This is a genomic window from Mesorhizobium sp. M7D.F.Ca.US.004.01.2.1 (assembly GCF_003997785.1).
Taxonomy (GTDB): Bacteria; Pseudomonadota; Alphaproteobacteria; order Rhizobiales; family Rhizobiaceae; genus Mesorhizobium; species Mesorhizobium loti.
Window position 1 is genome coordinate 57,667 of record NZ_RZRQ01000002.1, and the last position, 19,986, is coordinate 77,652.

The 19,986-nt window shown below is 60.2% G+C and carries 19 protein-coding genes and 5 pseudogenes; 12 read left to right on the forward strand and 12 right to left on the reverse strand.

What is annotated here, in order from left to right; genetic code table 11:
* Positions 1-123 precede the first annotated feature (123 nt).
* The 5 genes from EN993_RS01070 (at position 124) to EN993_RS01090 (ending at position 4,048) form a co-directional block, all read left to right on the forward strand.
* Positions 124-294 (forward strand): hypothetical protein, encoded by a 171-nt coding sequence (locus EN993_RS01070; RefSeq protein ID WP_127262152.1) that lies wholly within the window; start codon positions 124-126, stop codon positions 292-294.
* A 329-nt stretch (positions 295-623) separates the two neighbouring features.
* Positions 624-1,598, forward strand: a complete 975-nt coding sequence (locus EN993_RS01075; protein ID WP_245468583.1) for an HlyD family secretion protein — start codon at positions 624-626, stop codon at positions 1,596-1,598.
* A complete protein-coding gene (locus tag EN993_RS01080; RefSeq protein ID WP_164757505.1) occupies positions 1,595-3,190 on the forward strand; it encodes a DHA2 family efflux MFS transporter permease subunit in 1,596 nt (531 codons plus the stop codon). Before EN993_RS01075 ends, EN993_RS01080 begins: the two co-directional genes overlap by 4 nt.
* Before the next feature lie 74 nt (positions 3,191-3,264).
* The gene (locus EN993_RS01085) at positions 3,265-3,582 is read left to right on the forward strand and encodes a plasmid stabilization protein (RefSeq protein WP_127262154.1); all 318 of its coding nucleotides are present in this window, start codon (positions 3,265-3,267) and stop codon (positions 3,580-3,582) included.
* A gap of 22 nt (positions 3,583-3,604) precedes the next feature.
* On the forward strand, positions 3,605-4,048 hold the full coding sequence (locus EN993_RS01090; protein ID WP_127262155.1) for a PPC domain-containing DNA-binding protein: 444 nt from the start codon (positions 3,605-3,607) through the stop codon (positions 4,046-4,048).
* Between the two features lie 28 nt (positions 4,049-4,076).
* Here the strand turns inward: EN993_RS01090 and EN993_RS01095 are convergent, their stop codons facing one another.
* Positions 4,077-4,685 (reverse strand): isochorismatase family cysteine hydrolase, encoded by a 609-nt coding sequence (locus EN993_RS01095; protein ID WP_127262156.1) that lies wholly within the window; start codon positions 4,683-4,685, stop codon positions 4,077-4,079.
* Between the two features lie 191 nt (positions 4,686-4,876).
* Here EN993_RS01095 and EN993_RS01100 point away from each other — a divergent pair, with 191 nt between their 5' ends.
* Together EN993_RS01100 and EN993_RS01105 are read left to right on the forward strand one after the other, a co-directional pair.
* Positions 4,877-5,272 (forward strand): GFA family protein, encoded by a 396-nt coding sequence (locus tag EN993_RS01100; RefSeq protein WP_127262157.1) that lies wholly within the window; start codon positions 4,877-4,879, stop codon positions 5,270-5,272.
* 25 nt (positions 5,273-5,297) lie between these two features.
* Positions 5,298-5,717 (forward strand): HD domain-containing protein, encoded by a 420-nt coding sequence (locus EN993_RS01105; RefSeq protein WP_127262158.1) that lies wholly within the window; start codon positions 5,298-5,300, stop codon positions 5,715-5,717.
* A gap of 43 nt (positions 5,718-5,760) precedes the next feature.
* On the opposite strand, the gene EN993_RS01110 is transcribed toward EN993_RS01105, so the two are convergent.
* From EN993_RS01110 to EN993_RS01120, 3 genes are all read right to left on the reverse strand, one after another.
* Complete coding sequence (locus EN993_RS01110) at positions 5,761-6,171, reverse strand: DUF427 domain-containing protein (RefSeq protein WP_109672700.1); 411 nt, start codon at positions 6,169-6,171, stop codon at positions 5,761-5,763.
* 39 nt (positions 6,172-6,210) lie between these two features.
* A complete protein-coding gene (locus tag EN993_RS01115; RefSeq protein WP_127262159.1) occupies positions 6,211-6,393 on the reverse strand; it encodes a hypothetical protein in 183 nt (60 codons plus the stop codon).
* 67 nt (positions 6,394-6,460) lie between these two features.
* Positions 6,461-6,649, reverse strand: a complete 189-nt coding sequence (locus EN993_RS01120; RefSeq protein WP_127262160.1) for a DUF2934 domain-containing protein — start codon at positions 6,647-6,649, stop codon at positions 6,461-6,463.
* A gap of 168 nt (positions 6,650-6,817) precedes the next feature.
* Here EN993_RS01120 and EN993_RS01125 point away from each other — a divergent pair, with 168 nt between their 5' ends.
* Together EN993_RS01125 and EN993_RS01130 are read left to right on the forward strand one after the other, a co-directional pair.
* The gene (locus EN993_RS01125) at positions 6,818-7,174 is read left to right on the forward strand and encodes a hypothetical protein (RefSeq protein WP_245463002.1); all 357 of its coding nucleotides are present in this window, start codon (positions 6,818-6,820) and stop codon (positions 7,172-7,174) included.
* A gap of 119 nt (positions 7,175-7,293) precedes the next feature.
* A pseudogene (locus tag EN993_RS01130) lies at positions 7,294-7,931 on the forward strand (MgtC/SapB family protein).
* 91 nt (positions 7,932-8,022) lie between these two features.
* Here the strand turns inward: EN993_RS01130 and EN993_RS01135 are convergent.
* Both EN993_RS01135 and EN993_RS01140 read right to left on the reverse strand, forming a co-directional pair.
* Positions 8,023-8,586: a hypothetical protein gene (locus EN993_RS01135; protein WP_245463001.1), complete on the reverse strand. Its 564-nt coding sequence runs from the start codon at positions 8,584-8,586 to the stop codon at positions 8,023-8,025.
* A 425-nt stretch (positions 8,587-9,011) separates the two neighbouring features.
* Positions 9,012-9,200, reverse strand: a pseudogene (locus tag EN993_RS01140) (IS5/IS1182 family transposase); the annotation flags it as partial.
* 112 nt (positions 9,201-9,312) lie between these two features.
* Here EN993_RS01140 and EN993_RS01145 point away from each other — a divergent pair.
* Together EN993_RS01145 and EN993_RS01150 are read left to right on the forward strand one after the other, a co-directional pair.
* A complete protein-coding gene (locus EN993_RS01145; RefSeq protein ID WP_126067752.1) occupies positions 9,313-9,567 on the forward strand; it encodes a hypothetical protein in 255 nt (84 codons plus the stop codon).
* A gap of 283 nt (positions 9,568-9,850) precedes the next feature.
* Complete coding sequence (locus EN993_RS01150; protein ID WP_245468584.1) at positions 9,851-10,411, forward strand: response regulator transcription factor; 561 nt, start codon at positions 9,851-9,853, stop codon at positions 10,409-10,411.
* Positions 10,412-10,705: 294 nt separating this feature from the next.
* Here EN993_RS01150 and EN993_RS01155 read toward each other — a convergent pair.
* From EN993_RS01155 to glmS, 3 genes and pseudogenes are all read right to left on the reverse strand, one after another.
* Positions 10,706-10,983, reverse strand: a pseudogene (locus EN993_RS01155) (alcohol dehydrogenase catalytic domain-containing protein); the annotation flags it as partial.
* A 112-nt stretch (positions 10,984-11,095) separates the two neighbouring features.
* Positions 11,096-11,212 (reverse strand): annotated as a pseudogene (locus EN993_RS37605) (addiction module antidote protein, HigA family); the annotation flags it as partial.
* Positions 11,213-11,249: 37 nt separating this feature from the next.
* Positions 11,250-13,073 (reverse strand): glutamine--fructose-6-phosphate transaminase (isomerizing), encoded by a 1,824-nt coding sequence (gene glmS / locus EN993_RS01165; RefSeq protein ID WP_127262161.1) that lies wholly within the window; start codon positions 13,071-13,073, stop codon positions 11,250-11,252.
* Positions 13,074-13,501: 428 nt separating this feature from the next.
* Between glmS and EN993_RS01170 the strand changes: the two are divergent.
* Positions 13,502-14,520 (forward strand): annotated as a pseudogene (locus EN993_RS01170) (transposase).
* Positions 14,521-15,129: 609 nt separating this feature from the next.
* On the opposite strand, the gene EN993_RS01175 reads toward EN993_RS01170, so the two are convergent.
* From EN993_RS01175 to EN993_RS01185, 3 genes are all read right to left on the reverse strand, one after another.
* Positions 15,130-16,473 (reverse strand): HlyD family type I secretion periplasmic adaptor subunit, encoded by a 1,344-nt coding sequence (locus EN993_RS01175; protein ID WP_127262196.1) that lies wholly within the window; start codon positions 16,471-16,473, stop codon positions 15,130-15,132.
* 26 nt (positions 16,474-16,499) lie between these two features.
* The gene (locus tag EN993_RS01180) at positions 16,500-18,254 is read right to left on the reverse strand and encodes a type I secretion system permease/ATPase (RefSeq protein ID WP_127262162.1); all 1,755 of its coding nucleotides are present in this window, start codon (positions 18,252-18,254) and stop codon (positions 16,500-16,502) included.
* 458 nt (positions 18,255-18,712) lie between these two features.
* Positions 18,713-19,972 (reverse strand): polysaccharide biosynthesis/export family protein, encoded by a 1,260-nt coding sequence (locus tag EN993_RS01185; protein ID WP_127262163.1) that lies wholly within the window; start codon positions 19,970-19,972, stop codon positions 18,713-18,715.
* Between the last annotated feature and the right edge of the window lie 14 nt (positions 19,973-19,986).

Sequence of the window (19,986 nt, forward strand, 5' to 3'; positions counted from 1 at the left end):
ACCGCCAAGATCAAAGTTCCCTCCTCACGCGCCTGTGATCAATTTTTTGTTGGCTGCATCGACGCATCCGGAACTTCACCTGCCGGGCGATGGTTGTCTTTCGAAAGCACGAGAGAAACGATCATGAGCGATGATCGGCATGACAAGAACAGTGACGATGGGCGTGTATTCTCGGCGGAGCGGGCGCGGCAGGGTGAGATCATCCTGCGAACACGCACACGTCGAATCATCTTCATAGCCGGGTTGGTCGGCATCGTGATCCCGGCGATCGTGATCAGGTTCGCAATAGGCTGAGTCGACTTCACCAGGCGCGAAACCATCATCGGTCGTCAGGAACCTTTTGCGAGCGGCTGTCGTTGATTGGCCACTGCCAAAACGGTCGACACCTTCCTAAGAGTTCTCCCGTGGACGCGAAAACCCAAACCAAAGAGCCTGCCGAAACCAGCGACACGCAGGGTACGTCGCGCAGGGCCAAATCAGACGCCTCGCCAAAACGCAGGGAAGATGCGGGCCGGGTTGACGCTACGAAGAGCAAAACGCGTGACAACGACGCCGAAGAACCAAAGCCCAGCCTGCTGCGCTTCCCACGACGGCACCCCTACATATCCATCGCGATCTTGCTCGTGCTGTTCCTGATTGCCTTGGGGCTGGTCTTGTGGTGGCTGAACGCGCGTCAGTATGAATCGACTGACGATGCATTCATCGATGCCCGCACGGTGACGATCGGTGCCGAGATTTCGGGCCGCATCACCGATGTCGCGGTCACCGACAACCAGCCGGTGAAAGCCGGTGACGTGCTCCTGCGTATCGACGACAGCGACTATCAGGCGAGCCTCGCGGAGGCGAATGCCGGCGTGGCTTCCGCCCAGGCCGGCATCGTCGATGTCGAAGCCCAGATCGAAGCACAAAACGCCAAGATCGATGCGGCACAAAAGCAGGTGGCGCAAGCCCAGGCCGCGCTCGATTTTGCCAAGGCTGAGGACCAGCGCAACCGCGAGCTGCTGGCCAAGGGAACCTCCACTCAACAGCAGGCCGAACAGGCCGCTTCGACGCTGCGTCAGGATCAGGCGGCCCTCGACAGCGCTGGAGCAAACGTGGCTGCCACGAAAAGCCAGGTCACTGTTTTGCAGGCGCAGGAAAAGAGCGCGCAAGCAAAACTCAATCAGGCCAACGCCACTCAGGAGCAGGCGCGCACCACACTGTCGCGCACCACCATCACCGCGCCGGTTGCCGGACGGGCAACCAGCATCTCGGCGGCCATCGGGACGTATGCTCAGCCCGGCCAGGTGCTGATGATGTTTGTTCCCGACGAAGTCTGGGTGAAGGCCAATTTCAAGGAAACGCAACTCGACCTGATGCGGCCGGGACAGTCGGTTGACATCGAGATCGACGCCTATCCCGAAAAGGCCTTCCACGGTCGCGTCGACAGCATCCAGGCAGGCAGTGGCACGGCCTTCAGCCTGCTGCCGGCCGAGAACGCCACGGGCAATTTCGTCAAGGTGGTGCAGCGCGTGCCGATCAAGATCGTCTTCGACCAACCGCCGGGCGTGCTGCTCGGTCCGGGCCTGTCGGTTGTACCGACAGTCAAGGTGAGATGAGCGCCGTCGAAATGGCCGGTGGCGCGAGCGAAAGCCGGTCCGCCGCCGGTGGCCGCAACCCCTGGCTCATCGCGGTCATCGTCTCGATCGCCACCTTCATGCTGGTGCTCGATACCTCGATCGCCAACGTCGCCCTGCGCAACATCGCCGGCAGCCTGGCGGCGGGAATGGACGAAAGCACCTGGGTGATCACCACCTATCTGGTCGCCAATTCCGTGATCATCCCGGTCAGCGGCTGGCTGGCCAGCGTCATCGGCCGCAAGCGCTATTACATGTTTTGCGTGGCGACCTTCACCATAGCATCGCTGCTGTGCGGGTTGGCGCCCAACCTGGAGATGCTGATTGTCTTCAGGATCCTGCAAGGCCTTGGCGGCGGGGGCATGGCGCCCAGCGAACAGTCGATCCTCGCCGACACCTTTCCCCCGGAAAAACGTTCGCAGGCGTTCGCGCTGTATGGCATCGCCGTCATCGTCGCGCCGACCGTCGGGCCGACCATCGGTGGCTGGCTGACCGACAATTTTTCCTGGCACTGGATCTTCTTCATCAACGTGCCGTTTGGCATCATGTCGCTTGCCCTCGTGCAGTGGCTGCTGGTCGAGCCTGATGTGCTCGAACGCGAACGGCAGGAACGGTTGAAGGGCGGCCTCCGGATAGACTGGGTCGGGTTCATCCTGGTCGCCACGGCACTTGGCTGCCTGGAGATCTTCCTTGATGAAGGCCAGCGCAACGACTGGTTCGCATCAGGTTTTATCACTACCTTTGCCGCGATTTCGGCGATCTCATTTTTGCTGCTGATCCCATGGGAGTTCAGTCACCGCGATCCGGTCGTCGACATCCGCCTGCTGTTCAGCCGTCAGTTCGGCACGTCGTTCCTGGTGATGATGGCGGTCGGCGCCGTGCTGTTCAGCACCACACAGTTGATGCCGCAGCTGCAGCAGACCGCTTTCGACTATACGGCGACCCTGTCGGGCCTCTCGATGATGCCGGGCGGCATCGCCATGCTGATGCTGATGCCGATTTCGGGATTTGCCGCCGGCGTCGTGCAGCCCAAATATCTGATCATGATGGGCATGTCCGTTGTGGTGGTCGCGCTGTGGCATATGACGTCGCTCACCCCGGACGCCAGCTTCCGCTTCTTTGCCTTTGCGCGCATCTTCCTGATGATTGGCCTGCCGTTCCTGTTCATCCCCATTTCGACGGCCGCTTACGTCGGCCTTGTTCCGCAGCAGACCAATCAGGCATCGGCGCTGATCAATGTTGCCCGCAACATCGGCGGCAGCATTGGCGTGTCGCTATCCAACACGGTGATCGCTCAGAACGCGCAGCTCCACCAGGCAAACCTTGTCAGTCATACGGCACAATCGTCTCCTCAATACCAACAGGCGCTGCGTCAGGTGACCGAGCATTTCGTTGCCCAGGGATCGACTATGCTCCAGGCCAAGCAACAGGCCGTCGGCTGGATTGGGCAGTTGATCGCGCGCCAGGCTTCGCTGCTCGCCTATGTCGACGTCTTTCGCTACTGCGCAATCGTGACGGCGTTGTTTGTCCCCCTCGCCTTGCTGCTGCGGTCTCCAAAGCCTGACAAGCGCTAGCTGAAATATCGTGGGCGCCGGAACTCTCTAGCCGGCTTTTCGTTCAGACCCTATCCAACAAAGGAGAAAAAATCATGCCACGCGGTGACAAATCGAAATACACCGACAAACAGGAACGCAAGGCCGATCACATCGCAGAAGGCTACGAGAAGCGCGGGGTTTCCGACAAGGAAGCCGAACGGCGCGCATGGGCGACGGTCAACAAGGATGATGGCGGCGGCAAGAAGGAAGGCGGCTCCGGACGCGGCGAGCACACAGGCAATCCGGCGGCACACAAGGGCGGCAGAATCGGCGGCAAGGCCTCGGCGTCACGCTCATCTGCAAGCCGATCGGAATCGGCCAAGAAGGCCGCGGCAACCCGCAAACGAAACGCCGAACACCGCGCCCATTGACTGGGACCCTCGGAGCATCAGCATGAAATCCCAACTCGTCAACGAGGTCAGCGGACAAAGGACATTCGTCGTGGTGCTGGACCCCGGAGAAGAAGCATTCGGCGGGCTTACCGCCTTCGCGGTCGACCAGAAGATCGGCAGCGCTTCCTTGACCGCCATCGGTGCGTTCGAGCGAGCGACCGTCGGCTGGTTTGACCTGAAAGCGAAGACCTACCGCAAGATTCCGATCGACGAACAATGCGAAGTGCTGAGCGCGATCGGCGATATCGCGCTGGGCGACGATGGCAAGCCCAGCGTGCATGTCCATGCGGTGCTCGGATTGAGCGACGGAAGCACAAGAGGTGGGCACCTTCTTGAAGGCATCGTTCGGCCAACGCTGGAAGTCACGCTGGTGGAAGCCCCAGGCCATCTACGCCGCAGCAAGCGTCCGGAACTCGGGGTTGCGCTGATCAACCTGGACGCTTGAGCTTCAAGGAGCGGTCGGCAGTGCGGGTTCACGTCCAGCTCGAGAGAACCGTCTCCATCTCGACTGTCTCGACCTGCTGCGCAAACCGCTGATGATAGACGGTCAGCAGCGCGTCGTGGGTTGCGTCGGAAGAGCTGCACAGCGCGTCCGTGACCAGAACCACGCGATAGCCGAAGTCGATGGCCCCGAGCACCGTGGCCAGAACGCATACATCTGTTTCGCCACCCGTGATGACCAGTGTATCGATATCGCGTGCCATCAGAAGAGCTCTGAGGCTCCCTTCGAACCAGGGCGAGTAGATGTGCTTGTCGATGATTGCGGCTGGCGGGCAATAATTGGCCAATGACGGCAACAGTTCGGCCATTTCGGGTCCGATCGTCTCGATCGTCATCGAAGCCCAGCGCTCGTAGTAGCGCTTCCACGTGCCGACGCCCTGCCCCGCCTTTCGGGCGGGCAGGAACCGCGTAAAGACCGTCTGCGGTGCGCGTCTTTCGACCAGTCTTTCGATTTGTGGGAGGACACGGGTGATCCAGGGTGTTGCCCATTGAGACGGCTCGGCAAACAGCCTCTGCATATCCACGCAGACATGCATGCATCGATCGCCAAGGGGACCATAGGCCAAGCCTGGCATCGACATCAGCGCGTCTCCAACCGGCAGTATGTGTCCACGACAGCTTCCTAGCAAAGACACGCAACGCCAGGTGTCCGGGACTGGTTCCTGAGATGGCACCAGGAACCGACGCAAATGCGTGGCGTTTCCGCTGAGACGAATGGAGCTACTCGCATGAAACCACGCGACGGGGGCCGTAAATCAGCCGGGACACCAACATGGAACTGAGCGGAGGATGTCTCTGCGGCACGGTCCGCTTTCGCGTTGGAGGCGAACCGAGAGTGCATTACTGCCATTGCGACATGTGCCGGCGAGCGACCGGCAGCGCCTTCGCGGTCCTGGCCTGGGTTCCTTCTCACAGCGTCGTCTGGATCAATGCGACGCCAACCTATCGCAGGTCCTCGCCGATCGCCCAGAGGGGTTTCTGCTCCACCTGCGGATCGCCGCTCAGCCTTTTCTATGACGCATCGCCCGGCGAGATCGCGCTGCATGTTGGGACGTTCGACGATCCGGCCCACCTGGAGCCGCGCTACAACTATGGGTCGGGGCAGCGACTTGCCTGGGTTTGCTGTGGAATAGACCTGCCGCACCGCGATACCGAGGAGCGATGGTGAAACCATTGCCTGAAGAGGAAGCCAGATGAGCATCTTTTACCGCGCGGCCAAGATCGCGGAAGAGGTCCATGCGTCGCAACGCGACAAGACCGGGCAGCCTTACATCGAGCATTGCCGGCGTGTCGTTGATGCAGTCGAGACCATGGATCAGAAGGTCGTCGCCTATCTCCATGACGTGCTGGAAAAGGGCGATGGCTGGACGCGGACCAAGCTCGAGGAAGCGGGCTTCGGTCCGACGGTCGCTTCTGCTGTCGACGCCATGTCGCGCAGAGATGGCGAGGAATATTTCGCCTTCGTGCGACGAGCCGCATCGAACCCATTGGCTCTGCCGGTGAAGCGTGCGGATCTGGAAGACAATGTCTGGCAGGCGCGACAAGTTGGGGCATCGACTGTCAAATACGAAGAGGCACTACGCATTCTTGATGAGGAGTTTCCGCGCCGCTAGCATACCCGAAGCCTCAGCCCGGCCCGGTGTGCGCACGAGCGATCTACTCCAAGACGTGGGGCGTATGCCGCTTGTCTTCCGACGGCTCGACATCAATGCGCGCCTTTTCAGGATCGAACGCGCCGTGACCCGCGATTGCCCTCGCCGCAGTGTCGGGAGTTTCATATGCCCACATGAAATCGTCGGCCGAGCTTCCTACGGCATGGACGCGCCAGTAGCTGGCGGTGCCTTTCATCGGGCTTTCGCTCGTGGTGTCGGTCTTTTCGAAAAGGTCGAAATAGATATCTTCGAAAGGGATGTAGAAGACAGGCTCACATCCCTCTTCCCGCAGCACCTTGGCTCGGTCCGTGGCTGCGACTATGGCGTCTGAAAATCGCACGGTCACTGTGCCGGCAAACGGCTCTATGGTCAGTTGGCGCGGGTGGCGTGTTGCAGTTGCGACTGAAGCTTGCATATTGGTTCTCCTTGCCAACAGGCGTTAAGAGATCGAAGGTCATTTGCTCGCAGGCACGGTAGCTGGCTGATCACCGCCGGTCGTGGACTGCGGCCTGACATCCTGATCGACCTGTGGGTTCTTGTTGACCGCGTCGGCGTTGGCTTTCATCGGCTCGGTGTTGTTGTCGCAACCAGCAAGCGTGAGACCAGCGACCAAGATCAGCAATGACAAGGTTTTCATTGTCGAGGCCTCCTCTGGTTGATATCGACCAACGAAGCTCAGGCGTATTGGTTGCCTGGCTTGGTCTTCAGCCGCTGGTGCTTTTCGAGCCAACTCCCACCACTGGACCGGCCGCTTCGTGTTCCGCCTCCGGGCCTTCCGCCTCTATTTCCTGCACGGCCTGGTCCCAGTGTTCCTGCTCTCGTCCGGTCGGTCGGCCCTCTCGCTCCCAGATTTCATAGGCTCGCCGTTTTATGCGCTCTTCCCTGCTGTCCATGACTCGATCCTCCGATCCATCAGTCTCAATTCCAGATGATATTTTTTGTTCCCTTCGGCCGCTGCCGAAGCCGCGATCTTGGGCAAGGCGCTTGTGGATTGCGCGAAGAACCCGCTTGGTATTTTCCGTACCGACATTTCTTCGTGACACACCGACGCCGGCGGATTTATGAATCTGGCCATCGATCGGGGCCCCGGCATGTTCCTCTCCGATCCCATTGCCTGGGCAATGCTTGGGCTGTTGCCCGAAAACAAGGTGACGCCCATGCGGGAATTGCCAAAAGACATTGATGCCGATGTGGTGATCGAAATCGGCAAGCTGCTGGACGACAGCCCGCTTTTCGTCCCGGTGCGGGTTCATGAGCTTGCGATCCGGGTGCGGCAGAGGGTGAAGACCGGTCTGCCGGATCTTTCGATCGAAGAACTGATCGTGGAGATGGCCGCCGTACGCCAACTAGCCATGGCCTTTGATCTGCCAGGATCGGAGAACGTCGTGCGCATCCCGTTGCGCCGCCCGCGCCGCTAGTACTGCGGATTTCAATTTGCTACCGCCGTTGCGAGAGCGCCCCGACACGGCTCGGGAACCTAACGCGCGCCCCAGAATTGGATTGCACGACAATCGACCTTCCAATTCGGTTCCGTCCAATGCCTCTAAATCCAGACTGGCAAGATATCGCGGCGCGGTTGGTTTTGACTGTGCTTGCCGCTGCGATGATAGGACTTGATCGCGAAGCGCGCGGTCATTCGGCAGAACGACTATCCTCGTCGGACTGGCCGCCGCCCTCACGATGGTCCAGGCAAATACTTTGCTGGGAGTTGGCGGCAAGAGCCCCGACTCCTTTGCCTCGATGGATGTGTTGCGCTTTCGGCTTGGCGTGCTGACCGGCGTCGGCTTCATCGGCGGCGGCGCCATCCTTCGTCGTGGCAACCTTGTCAGTGGGGTCACCACGGCCGCGACTTTGTGGGTAATGACGGCGATCGGCTTGGCATTCGGTGGTGGTCAATACGGATTAGGCGCAGCCAGAACGCTGCTGACCTTGTTGACGGTTCTCGTTTTGAAATGGATCGACGTGCGTATTCCACGCGACCATCGTGCTGAACTGGATGTCGCATGCAAGGATGGAAAGGCGGACGATCTACCCGAAATCGTCAAGCCGCTCGGCTACCGGGCGCGGTTGGTCGGGCTTGAACGTGGCCCGGATCGCGACGACGCGGTGTTTTCCTTCGAAATTGGCTGGACCCGGCCGGACCGTAGCGGCCCGCAACGGATTTGCTTGCATTGATCGATCAGCACGCCGAAATCAGAAAGTTCCAGTTGGTCCGCGAGCCTATGCACTGATGGACTGCGTTATGCGCTGGTGAAGACGTGGTCGTTCAACGCACCGCTGCGCGAAGCGCTGATATGAAAAGCACCAGCAACGCCAAGGCATTGAGGCCGGCGGCGATGGCGTGCGAATATTCCCACTGGCGCCGCAGCAGCTCCCAGTTTTCGGGCAGAACGGTCCAGTTCCGGGTTGCCTGGTTGATCGGATAGGTCAGCGTCCAGAAGGCAAGTTGGGTGGCACCGATGCTGATGAAGGCAAGGACAACAAGGCCGAAAGCCCCACCTGACCGGTAAAGCAAGACTGCCAGGGCGGCTGTGGAGAGCAATGCCCCGAGCACGACGATGCCGAACAGGCTCCAGCCATCATAGGCGCGTTGCGCGGCCAGATAGCTCGTCCCGTCGAGCTTCATCTTGTTGAACATCGAGAAGAAGTGCGCTGCGGCCGGGACAAAGGCCAATGCGACGAAGATGAAGCTGATCACCCTCAGACCATAAATTGCCATATCCAGTCTCCTCTCCAACCAGAGAGCTAGGGCAATCGACGAGGTTAACCAGCCGCAGGCCTCTTGGACGGCGCCGTCCCGATCCATTGATCCCGGCGCGGTGCCGTTCACACCTTGCCCACCCCCCGGGCACCGGGTGATCGGCATCCCGGACGCCAAAGATTGATCACCCGCTATCATTATGTTAGCATCACCTAATGAAAAGTCCGACGTATACTGTCTATTCGCCTCCGGTGAGCGGGCTCCCCTTCCTGGCTGTCGCCATAGTCGATGGCAGCACGGTGGCGATTCCATTCGACACTCGAGCGCAAGCAGTGGAACACAACCGCACTTCTTCCGAGCGTCTGGAGCTGACGCAGCCTTTGAGCCGCCGGCAATAGGGTAGAACCCCGCCGCCCCATTCACGGCCGCGGCGCGGCGCCCCTAGGGATCGCGGGACTTGCTGAGGCGTTGGAACCCCTGCAGCTCCTGCCTTGCCAGTTGTGGCGCTACCCGGCCATAGCGCATACAGCCATTTGAGTTGCAGTGGTGGCGGCGACAGATGTGCTGTCGATCATCTGGATGTCGCCGTCATGCGCGGCCGTAACGGCGTCCATCAGCCGGTCCCACAGATCTGCTTTTCGTCATCGCACGAAGCGGTTGTAGCACGGCACGCCTCTCGGCCCGTTGGGCAAGAGCGGCTCGATCACATGCCACTCGAAGTCGGTCAGATCGTATCGGCGCATGGGCAGTCTGAATCACAAACTGGCGGAACATGAAAGCTCCATACTTGCGCGAGCACGGTCGACGCGGACATTATGCCAGTCGCTGCATACGGACCTGTGAAGAGGTAGCAAGATGCAATACGCGACGGGGCAGAAGATGAAAGTTGGCGACGAGGTAGTCGCCGATGGCATGAGAGGCTTGATTGTCTGCGATTTTGATACCCGCGAGTTTGCAGTAGGCTATGACACTTGGGACATGCCTACGACCGAAATGCTCGGCGGCGGCACTCTGTCATCCGGCGTCATGATCGAAACCGCCGCAGCGGGCATGATCCACTATGTGGAAGGAAGCGGCGTGATCGACCACATCTCATCCCAAAGCCGGTAGCCGGCAAACCGCAGCCCTCCTAGCTCGCCTGCCCGGGTTTATGAGTTCATGGCCTAGCAGATTGGACGTGCTGAAATAGCTGGACTACCACCTATTGGTACGGTGCAATCGCCCCGTTGGTCTCTTATTCTTTCTTGTCCGGTTCCTCGAAATGGATCGTGGCTCGTTCGCGACACAGCGGTTCGCGCTGCGAGCCGATTGTAGCGATCATGGTTGCGCCCCGCGTTGACTGTTGTGTGGCTCCGCCGATCGCGATGCAAGGATCGCGCGAAAAGGAGTTCGCATGGCAAGCCCCGTTTTTGGCTTTGTTACTCAGACGCTGTACGCGCGGGTTAGCGAACTCAAGGGTAACCTGACAGCTTGCGGTGTGTCGCCGGGACTGGCCTGCGCATTGCATTGCCCCGGGCCAGGTAGCGCGACAATGTATTCGGTTGTCCTCGCTGACGATCATCCTTTGCTGCTTCGCGGATTGCAGGGTGTGCTGAAAGCCGCGCCGGATTTCAATGTGCTGGCAGCAACGGCGAGCGGGGTGCAAGCGTTATCGCTCATTAGCGATCTCCGACCCGATCTGGCCGTGCTTGATGTCTCCATGCCGAATGTTGGCGGGCTGGCGATTCAGCGAACCGTTCTTCAGGAGCGGTTACCGGTGAAGGTAATTTTCCTCACCGCCTCTCTAACAGGCCGCCAGATCGCGGACGCAATTTCAATGGGGGTGTGGGGCATCCTCTTAAAGGAGTATGCCACCGAAGTACTCTTGGACTGCATGCGGCAGGTCGCACGCGGAGAGAAGTGGCTGCCGCCGGAGCTAGTAGCCAGGGCAACGAGCGCCGGGCCATGCCCATAGGCAATCGTCTGCGGTCCGCGGGTCCCTTCATGAGACTTTCGTACGCCGGCGCCCGAACACTTCAGCATCTCGGTCATTCAGGCTGATTCTCAATGATGGAACGGCGGCATTCACTTTTGCCGTTTTTTTGTCGGACGCCAGGGTTCAGACATTCATACGGCCGCTATTGCTGGATGGTTGTCTGCGGCGTTCGGTCTCACCGTGGCTGGGCTCTGCTTCTCCTGGCTAGCAGAACCGAGGATCATCTTGTTGACTTTACGCTGACGACAATCGCTGCTTATTGTTCATTTTTCACGACCTGCACTGCCGGCATTCGGGCGTGTGGAGCGGGATGGCGTGATCGCCCTTCTTGACCATGGTGACACCTTGCCGACAACGAAGCTGGCGCCCTCATGGCCGAGGATCGCCGGAAACAGGCCTTCGAGATCGGCGACCGACATCGTGAATTCGTCGGTGTGGCAGATGCCGATCGCCTTGATCTCCACCAGCACCTCGCCCTCGCGCGGACCGTCGCGGTCGACCTCCATGATCTCCAGCGGCTTTCCGGCAGCGACAGCGGCGCGGGTTTTCATCTTTCTCTCCCAATGAGTGTTCTGCCGAGCCGAAACGCAGGCGCCTTCTGATCAATTATGCGGCGACCTTGGTGGCCCGGCGGGGAACCCCCAACATGGCGGTAAAGCCCTTGATGCGTTCGATACGAGTGCCTGGAAGATTGAGCTTCACCAGCGCGCCGGCACTCATGCCGAGCGGGACGAGATATTCTTGAAGCAGGAATGCTCCAGGATGAACTGGACTGCGGATGTCATGCGGCCCTATCTCCCAATTTGCGACGCAAAACCTACTCCACCGTCACCGATTTCGCCAGATTGCGCGGCTGGTCGACGTCGGTGCCCATGAACACGGCGGTGAAGTAGGCCAGCATCTGGATCGGCAACGCGTAGATGATCGGCGATATGATTTCCGGCACGTCGGGCAGCACGATCGTCTCCATCGTCTTGACGCTGGTCAGCGCCGCACCCTTGCTGTCGGTGATCAGGATGATCTTGCCGCCACGCGCCGCCACTTCCTGCATGTTCGACACGGTCTTTTCGAAAATACGGTCGTGCGGCGCAATGACGATGACCGGCATGTTCTCGTCGATCAGTGCGATCGGGCCATGCTTCAGCTCGCCCGCGGCATAGCCCTCGGCATGGATGTAGGAGATTTCCTTGAGCTTCAACGCGCCTTCCATGGCCAGCGGGAAATTGGTGTCGCGGCCGAGATAGAGCACGTCCTTGTAGCGCGAGAGTTCGCGCGCGATCCGCTCGATCTGCTCTTCGAGCTTGAGCACCTGGTTGGCATAGCGCGGCGCTTCCGAAAGCGCGCGCACCAAGGCCTTCTCTTGTTCTTTCGAGATCGTACCCCGCGCCACGCCAGCCCGCACCGCTAGCGAAGCCAGGACGGACAGTTGGCAGGTGAACGCCTTGGTCGAGGCGACGCCGATCTCCGGTCCGGCCAGCGTCGGCAGCACGACGTCGGATTCGCGCGCCATGGTCGATTCGCGCACGTTGACGATCGCGCCGATCTTCATTCCCGCCTTGCGGCAGTAGCGCAGCGAGGCCAGCGTGTCGGCGGTCTCGCCCGATTGCGAGATGAAGAAGGCCGCATCATTCTTCGACAACGGCATTTCACGGTAGCGGAATTCGGAGGCGACATCGATGTCGACCGGCAGCCGCGCGTAGCGCTCGAACCAGTATTTGCCGATCAGGCCTGCGAGATACGCCGTACCGCAGGCCGAAATCGCCAGCCGGTTGATCTCTGCGAAATCGAAAGGCAGGTCGAGCGGCTTGGAGACGCCGCCGACAAAATCCAGATAATTCGCCAGCGTGTGCGAGATCACCTCGGGCTGCTCATGGATTTCCTTTTCCATGAAATGGCGCCGGTTGCCCTTGTCGACCATGAAGCTGGTCGACAGCGACTGCTGGCGCTTGCGGTCGACCTTTTTGCCGTCGATATCGAAGATCTCAACACCGTTGCGGCGCACCACCGCCCAGTCGCCATCTTCGAGATAAGTGATCGAATTGGTGAACGGGGCGAGCGCGATGGCGTCGGAGCCCAGGAACATCTCGCCATCGCCATGGCCGACGGCCAAAGGCGGGCCATTGCGGGCACCGACGATCAGGTCCTCGTCGCCCTTGAACATGATGGCCAGCGCGAAGGCGCCTTCCAGCCGCTTCAGCGCCTGGTGCGCGGCCTCGACCGGCTTCAGCCCCTTGGCCAGTTCGCGCGCCACCAGATGGGCGACGACTTCTGTGTCGGTCTGCGATGAGAAAGAATACCCGTCGCGGATCAGCTCGTCGCGCAGTTCGGCGAAATTCTCGATGATGCCGTTGTGGACGATGGCGACGCCGTCGGAAAAATGCGGATGCGCATTGGTCTCGTTGGGCACGCCATGCGTCGCCCAGCGTGTGTGACCGATGCCGATCGTGCCGGCGAGTGGATCGTCCTTGAGCCGGCGCTCGAGATTGATCAGCTTGCCTCCGGCGCGGCGGCGGCCAAGCTCACCATGCTCGATAGTGGCGACGCCGGCCGAGTCATACCCGCGATATTCCAGCCGCTTCAGCGCATCGACGATGAGCGGCGCAACCTGCGAATGGCCGACGATTCCAACAATACCGCACATGGCCTCGTCCCCAATAGCCAGCATAATCCGGGCTTATTGCCGAAAACCACATTACCCATCCTTGATTGCGGGCTGATCGTTCGTTTGGAGGAGCCGGCCGACTTAATCGGAACTGAAATGTCGCGCTTTGAAATCCGAAGAGGCCGAGAGGGCGCAGCTCCAGGCAGCAGGCCTGCGCAATCGCTGAGGCAGCCCGCCCCGGCGAAGAGTGTTCGTTTGAATGATGCGCGACCGCCAGCCGAGGCGCAGTTTGACTCAGCCGGCAACCACGACACATCCCCAACAGCCGGTTAGGCCCGGCCGCCTGATGCCCCAACCCAGAGCTGTCGGGCCGCTTGATCTGTCTGGGGACGCGAAAGTCATGGGGACAGAGCTGGCTTTGCGAATCTGGAAACCGGCAACGTGGTTGCCGCGAATCAAGAGAGACCATGACGAAGCGCACGCGACGCGACCACACACCGGCTTTCAAGGCCAAGGTGGCTCTGACTGCCATCAAGGGCGAAAAGACGCTGGCCGAGTTCGCTAAGCTTTTCGATGTTCACCCGAACCAAATCACAGCCTGGAAGGCGCAACTCCTTGACGGCACCGCCGGCGTCTTCGGCTCGAGCGTTGCGAGCGCCGAGGCGCCATCGGTGGATTTGAAGGCCCTTCACGCCAAGATCGGAGAGCTGGCACTGGAGAATTGTTTTTTGGAATGCGCGCTTATCAAGGCCGGCATGCTGAGCGTAAAGCGATAATCGACCGCAACCACGACCTTCCCACACTAGGCGCGGCCGGTGTCAGCCAAGGACCTCGCGCTGGTGCGCCGCATCGATGAACTGCAGCTAGATACCCGTTCGCGGGTGCGCGACATTTCCCAACCGCGAGGGCGTCGCTGATGAAGCGCATGGGCGTCGAGGCGATCTATCGCCGACCGAACACCTCGAAACCCGCGCCAGGCAACAATCTATCCCTATCTCCCCCGCTCTGAAGGTCGATCGTCCGAACCAGATCTAGCGATGGACATCACCTTTATCTCGCTGGCGCGCGACTTTGTCCGTCTGGCCGCCGTCGTCCACTGGTTCAGCCAGCGCGTGCTCAGCTATCGCGTGTCGATTACGATGGAAGCGGGCTTCTGTCTCGAAGCGCTGAACAACGCCCTGACAAAATGTAGCGCGCCCGGCATTTGCGACACCGATCAGGGCAGCCACCAGCGAGCTCTTCGCCGATGTCCTGATCCCAACGAAATAGCGATCAGCATGGATGGCAGGGGCGCATGGCGCGACAATGTCTTCGTCGAGCGCATCTGGAAATTGGACAAGTGTGAAGAAGTCTATCTGAATGCCGAGGACGGCGTCGCTATCGCGCGCCTTCTCGTGGCCGATACCTGGATTTTTATAGTCGACCGCGCCCCTATTTCAGCCTTGACCGGCGCATGCCGGACACGAGGCAGACTTTGGTCCGATGACATCATGGCGGCGGCATGAATTTCCGCCGCCGGGTGTGGATGCGACTACGGTCGGTCTATCGCCCTCCCGGCGTCACACACGACACCAGCGCAATCGAATGATCGAAATCCGGCGGAACGCCACTTATCATTTGGGGGAAACTGTTCAGACAACCGGAGCCAGCGCTGCCGCCCGCATCATGGAGGGGCAAGGATGCGGAGAGCGAAGGCCGTCCGCGTCAATCCGAGGATTGCGTTCTGAAATCCAGAGCCTCCAGTCGCGACTGGAGCTTACATCAAGGCAAATAGCGAGTCCTCGAATGAGATCGATAGATTCAGGCTCCAATGGAGCGACGCGGTGAAAGGCAGGTTGCCGAAGGTTGGCTGCCCTCACCAAGGAGGCCGAGACCGACAAGCTGAACCACCAATTTTTCACAGCTTTCGCTGCACCGGGCATCCGATCAGATCCAACTGGATGTCCGCCGGCCGCAGGAGAGCGTTGAGACCAAGATTCCCGTGACGGCGGAGCGGGCGGCGCGTGCCATACTACGCGTTGGGCGGAGGACGTTCACCGCGTCTTAAGAGCAAGAGCTGCTCATAATTGCGGCTCGCTTCCAACAGTTCGCCGCCTCATTGGCGGAAGGCCCGCGACATCTGATCGGTAAGAGGCTTCAGGAGATAAGACCAGACCGAGCGTTCGTCGGTCCTGATGTGAACCTCGGCCGGCATACCCGGTTTCAGCACCTTGGCATCGGTCAGGCAGGCCGCCTTGTTCTCGACGTCGACGCGTGCCGAGAAATACGAGAGCTGGTGTTGTTGATCCTTGATCAGGTCCGCCGAAATGCGCTTGACCGATCCTTGGCAAGCCGGCGTCGTGCCGGCATCGAAAGCCGGGAACCGGATCGACACCCGTTGACCGGGACGAATGTCATCTATGCGCGATGGGGGGATCAACGCATCGACGACGAGGTTGTCGGCGTCGGGGACAATCATCATGAGCACTTCCCCAGGAGCGATCACGCCGCCAATTGTGTGGATGGAGGATTCCTGTATCGTGCCCGATTGCGGAGCGCGGATGCTCGTTTTCGTCAACTCGTCTTGCGCCACAACCTGGCGCTCGTTGAGTTCGGTCTGCTTGGCTTCCGTTTCACGAAGTTCGCTGGTGACCTCACTGCGCCTTTGTTCATCGAGCTGAAGGACCTGCAGTTCGGTCTCGCTGATTCGGCCTTGCGCCTCAGCAACCGCCGCCGCGAGTCGTCCTGACTCTCCGTGCGCCCGGGTGGCATCCAATCTGACGTTGCTCAGTCTCTCCTTGGGCACCAATTTTTTTGAGAAGAGCGCTTGGATATCGGCAAGATCCCCGTCCAGCAGGACCACGGACTGGTCTTCGGCGGTCTGTTGCGCCTTGAGGCCATCGATCTGACGTTCGAGTTGCTTCGAGCGGCTTTGCAATTGCGCCTTCTGTCCCGTCAACGCAGCTGCACGGCTTTCGAACAGGGCGCGCTCGCCGCTGACGAGCGCTGCGAGTTGCGGATCGCCCATGCGCATCCGAAGGCCGGACGGAAGCTGCATTTCCGGCAGACCTTGTCGCTCTGCCTCCAGCCGGGCAAGACGAACGGTCGTGCGATCGAGATCCTCACTGATTATCTGCAGGTTGGCCCGTGTCAGCGTGTCGTCCAGCCTGGCCACCACATCGCCAGCCCGCACATGGTCCCCGTCTTGTGCGAAGATGCCTCCGATCGTGCCGCCGGTCAGATGCTGGACTTTTTTTGTGTTGCTTTCGACCACCACGGTGGCAGGCGCAATCACCGCGCCGGCGATCTTGGTCAAACCCAGCCAAAGCCCTCCGCCGGCAATCAACAGAGCCGTGATCACCAAGCCAAGAATGAGATTGGCTCGGATATCGTCCCGCGCATCGACTGCATTCGCCCCGGACCTCCGGTTTCCATCGCCAATCGGAGCGCATGTCGACAGGGTAATATCAGACAAAAGATAGTACCTCACGCATGACCGCTTATTCCTTTCTGCATCGGGACGGCCGATGCAGACCGGGCTGCGGTGGAGGGGAATGGCCGGATAACGTTCGCCAAGACTTCCTCGCGCGAGCCGAACGAATGAAGCGTCCCATTCGCCATGACAAGTACGCTATCGATATTGGTGAGGGCAGAAGGACGGTGGGCAACAACGATGACAATGCCACCACGCCGGCGCACCGCCAGGATCGCCCCGGCCAGCGCGGCGTCGCCGTCGACGTCCAGATTTGAATTGGGCTCGTCGAGGACGACAAGGAATGGATCGCCATAAAGGGCCCTGGCGAGCCCGACGAGTTGCCTCTGTCCGGACGACAGGGCTGCGCCTCCCTCGCCTACGCGTGTTTGAAAACCATCCGGCAAACGCATGATCATCTTGTCGACGCCAGCGGCCCTGGCGGCTGCGAGCACACCCTTGGCGTCGCCCGCGCCGCCAAATCGCGAAATGTTGTCGGCAACGGTTCCGTCAAACAATTCAACGTCCTGTGGGAGGTAGCCGACATAGGCGCCAAGCTGTTCATGGCCCCATTGATCAAGCGAAGCTTCGTCCAATCGAACCATTCCGCGCAGCGGCTGCCACACTCCCACCAACGCGCGCACAAGTGTGGTTTTGCCGGAACCGCTTGGGCCGACAATGGCCATCCCCGCCCCACTGGATAAATGAAAGCTCACGTTGGTCACGGTCGGCTTTTGCTGGCCTGGCGGCGCTATTGTCAGATCCTCGACCGCCAGCATCGCCTCTGGCCGTGGCAGTTGCATGAGCTCGCCGCGGCTGCCAAAGGCGGCGAGCGCCGCCGTCAGTTGGGAATAGCTCTGCCGGAACGAGACAAACCCTCTCCAGTTGGCGAGCGCCGCATCAACTGGGGCCAAAGAGCGGCCGAGCAATATAGACGATGCTATGATCACACCCGGCGAAGCCTCCCCCCCGATCACGAGATACGCACCAAGTCCCAGAACAGAAGACTGCAAAGCCATACGGAGCGCCCTCGACAGTGAGCCAGTGGCGCCGACAATGTCGGAGAGCCGCTCCTGGTGCGCAAGATATGCGTGATTGATCTCACTCCAGCGCCCGGCGAGCCGCCCGGAAAGGCCCATGGCGCGCACGACCTCCGCATTGCGGCGGCCGGAATCGGCCAGGTTGCGTTGCGATACGAGTGTCTCAGACGCCCGTGCGGCTGGTCCGCGGCCAAGGATTTCCGCGATCACGGTGAGCAGCACGACAACAATTGCACCGCTCGTTGCCAGCAGACCGAGCGACGGATGCAGCAGATAGATGACCAGCAGATAGAATGGTATCCACGGAGCGTCGAAGATGACAGTCGGCCCCAATCCGGAAAGGAAGGCGCGCAACTGATCAAGATCGCGAAGCGGCTGCAGCCGGCTCGCATTCTGCCCGCCGAGGAGCGGCAGGGAAAGCGAGAGAGCGAAGACCTGTTGCTGCAGAGTTTTATGGAGGCGATTGCCGATTCGAACCAGCAGGCGAAGCCGCACGAAATCCAGCAATCCATAAACGGCGTAAAGGCCCAGCATACCGATCGTAAATCCGACAAGTGTCGGAACACTTTGCGAAGGCAAAACGCGATCGTAGATTTGCAGCATATAGACGGAGCCGGTCAGCGCGAGAATGTTTATGACCGCCGAGAACGCGCCAACGCCTACCAGCGCAGGCGCGGAGCCCAGCATAGCGGCACGCAGGTCGGGCGAAAGTTTTCCGCCGGGGTTCATAGCTCGTGACTTCTGATGAGAAATCGTCGCGCAAGCTCGCTGGCCTTACCGGCCAAGGACAGTTTTTCGGTTTTCAGGGGCGTTCCCTCTTCGCTGTATCATATTACGCCCCGCTAACTTATGTGCCCTTTGGCCCAAATGTAGCGAAATCGTGACGGCGGCCCGAGAAACGTGGAATTGACATATTAAATCGGTGGAAAACGGGAAGAAGCCGCCATTTCAAGTGAGATGGATGGCTGCGCATGTCGCATGCTGCAAGTCAGATCGGCACCGCCACAATCCTTTTCGGCGGCGTTTCGCCCGTCCGGACGCAGACGCCGGTTCCCGACTCAGGATTCACTTCCGCAACCGTTGAGCCTGGAGTTCGGTCTTGCCGTGATCTTCCGATCGGTTGCGTTCGATGGCCTTTACGAAGCAGTGAGCCCGAGCCATCGTTATCGGCCCGCAATCGAGGCCGCCTACTGGACTGCCGCGCTTTGCAGATCAGTGCTGAACCTGGCCTCGACGGTGTCCCCCGGCATCACAATCGTATCTTCACCGGCCGCTAGTTTGCGCCACTCCTCGCTCATCTTGCGGACGATCGTGACCTGCGCCCGGATTGTTTCACCGGCAATCGGCAATGGCTGGGCGGATGCCCCGGTCGGTTGCAGCTTCTCGCTGGCAGCGTGGAGTTTGGTGGTGACGTCGGCAAGCCGCGCGTTGGTATCCTTCAGATCGATCAGCAAACCGATCTTCCTCTGATTCTCGTTGCGCTCGTGCTGCCTGACATAGTCCTCCTGCTGGCGTCGCGCCCGCATGAGTTCGACCGACGTTTGAAGCGCGCCACTTGAAGAGAGAAGCAAGGCGCGTCTGACATCGGCGAGCCGGTTGTTGGTCAGGTTACCTGACTCAAAAACCTTTGTTACGCGCGCCAGGTCTTCCTGATCCGCTTTCACGCCCTCGGCCTCGACCTGTTCGCGCTTCTGCAACACCTCGATTTGATCCGCTGTGTCCTTCTCGCCCTTCTCAAGAAAAGCCTGCTCCTGCTGGAAATCGCTCAGCGCAATCTTCAGCCCATCTCCTTCGGCCTGGGCGATCGCTGCTCCTATACTGGGAGACAGAGGTGATCCTTGTGGTATCTGCGTGTCGAAATCCGCCTGGTCTTGAAGTTCGGCGCGGAGCCGGGCGGCGTGAAAATAGTCCTTGGTGTAGTCACCCCACAATGTTTCGTAGTCTCGCCTGAGATCAACCGGATCCGGTCCGGTCTGGCCCGCCCGTGACCGCAAAAGGCTGAAGCCGCCGGCGACGGCGAGCGCCTGCCGCACGGTCATGAGCGGACGATAGGCCTGTTGTCCCGGGGTAAGCACGTCGCCCATCACATAGATCGGACGGTAATCGGCGATGGTTGCGGTCACATCGTCTGGCTTGATAACGACCATTTGCTCCCTGCCGTCGGGCAGGCGCACATGAAAAATCTTGGTCGGCAGAAGCGTTTGCATGCGCGTCTGCAATTCGGACCCCGTGAGGCCTGCGACCATGACCATTCCGACTTCGGGAAGCGCGATATTGCCATCCATCTGGACCACAGCTCGCTGCGTTCGATCCGCAATTGACGCTATCCCGATCTCGACGGCATCGCCAGGTGACAGTTTATAAGGTTCGATATCGCCGGCGACAGCCATCGATGTCAGGCACATGACGGCAACTGAAGCAAGAGCGGTTCGTTCAGGGAAGGCCATCTGCGACAATCTCC

Coding starts and splice junctions, on each gene's coding strand:
- EN993_RS01070 (WP_127262152.1), top strand. CDS start 124: ATGAGCGATGATCGGCATGACAAGAACAGTGACGATGGGCGTGTATTC.
- EN993_RS01080 (WP_164757505.1), top strand. CDS start 1,595: ATGAGCGCCGTCGAAATGGCCGGTGGCGCGAGCGAAAGCCGGTCCGCC.
- EN993_RS01085 (WP_127262154.1), top strand. CDS start 3,265: ATGCCACGCGGTGACAAATCGAAATACACCGACAAACAGGAACGCAAG.
- EN993_RS01090 (WP_127262155.1), top strand. CDS start 3,605: ATGAAATCCCAACTCGTCAACGAGGTCAGCGGACAAAGGACATTCGTC.
- EN993_RS01095 (WP_127262156.1), bottom strand. CDS start 4,685: ATGTCGATGCCAGGCTTGGCCTATGGTCCCCTTGGCGATCGATGCATG.
- EN993_RS01100 (WP_127262157.1), top strand. CDS start 4,877: ATGGAACTGAGCGGAGGATGTCTCTGCGGCACGGTCCGCTTTCGCGTT.
- EN993_RS01105 (WP_127262158.1), top strand. CDS start 5,298: ATGAGCATCTTTTACCGCGCGGCCAAGATCGCGGAAGAGGTCCATGCG.
- EN993_RS01110 (WP_109672700.1), bottom strand. CDS start 6,171: ATGCAAGCTTCAGTCGCAACTGCAACACGCCACCCGCGCCAACTGACC.
- EN993_RS01115 (WP_127262159.1), bottom strand. CDS start 6,393: ATGAAAACCTTGTCATTGCTGATCTTGGTCGCTGGTCTCACGCTTGCT.
- EN993_RS01120 (WP_127262160.1), bottom strand. CDS start 6,649: ATGGACAGCAGGGAAGAGCGCATAAAACGGCGAGCCTATGAAATCTGG.
- EN993_RS01125 (WP_245463002.1), top strand. CDS start 6,818: ATGAATCTGGCCATCGATCGGGGCCCCGGCATGTTCCTCTCCGATCCC.
- EN993_RS01145 (WP_126067752.1), top strand. CDS start 9,313: ATGCAATACGCGACGGGGCAGAAGATGAAAGTTGGCGACGAGGTAGTC.
- EN993_RS01150 (WP_245468584.1), top strand. CDS start 9,851: ATGGCAAGCCCCGTTTTTGGCTTTGTTACTCAGACGCTGTACGCGCGG.
- glmS (WP_127262161.1), bottom strand. CDS start 13,073: ATGTGCGGTATTGTTGGAATCGTCGGCCATTCGCAGGTTGCGCCGCTC.
- EN993_RS01180 (WP_127262162.1), bottom strand. CDS start 18,254: ATGAACCCCGGCGGAAAACTTTCGCCCGACCTGCGTGCCGCTATGCTG.
- EN993_RS01185 (WP_127262163.1), bottom strand. CDS start 19,972: ATGGCCTTCCCTGAACGAACCGCTCTTGCTTCAGTTGCCGTCATGTGC.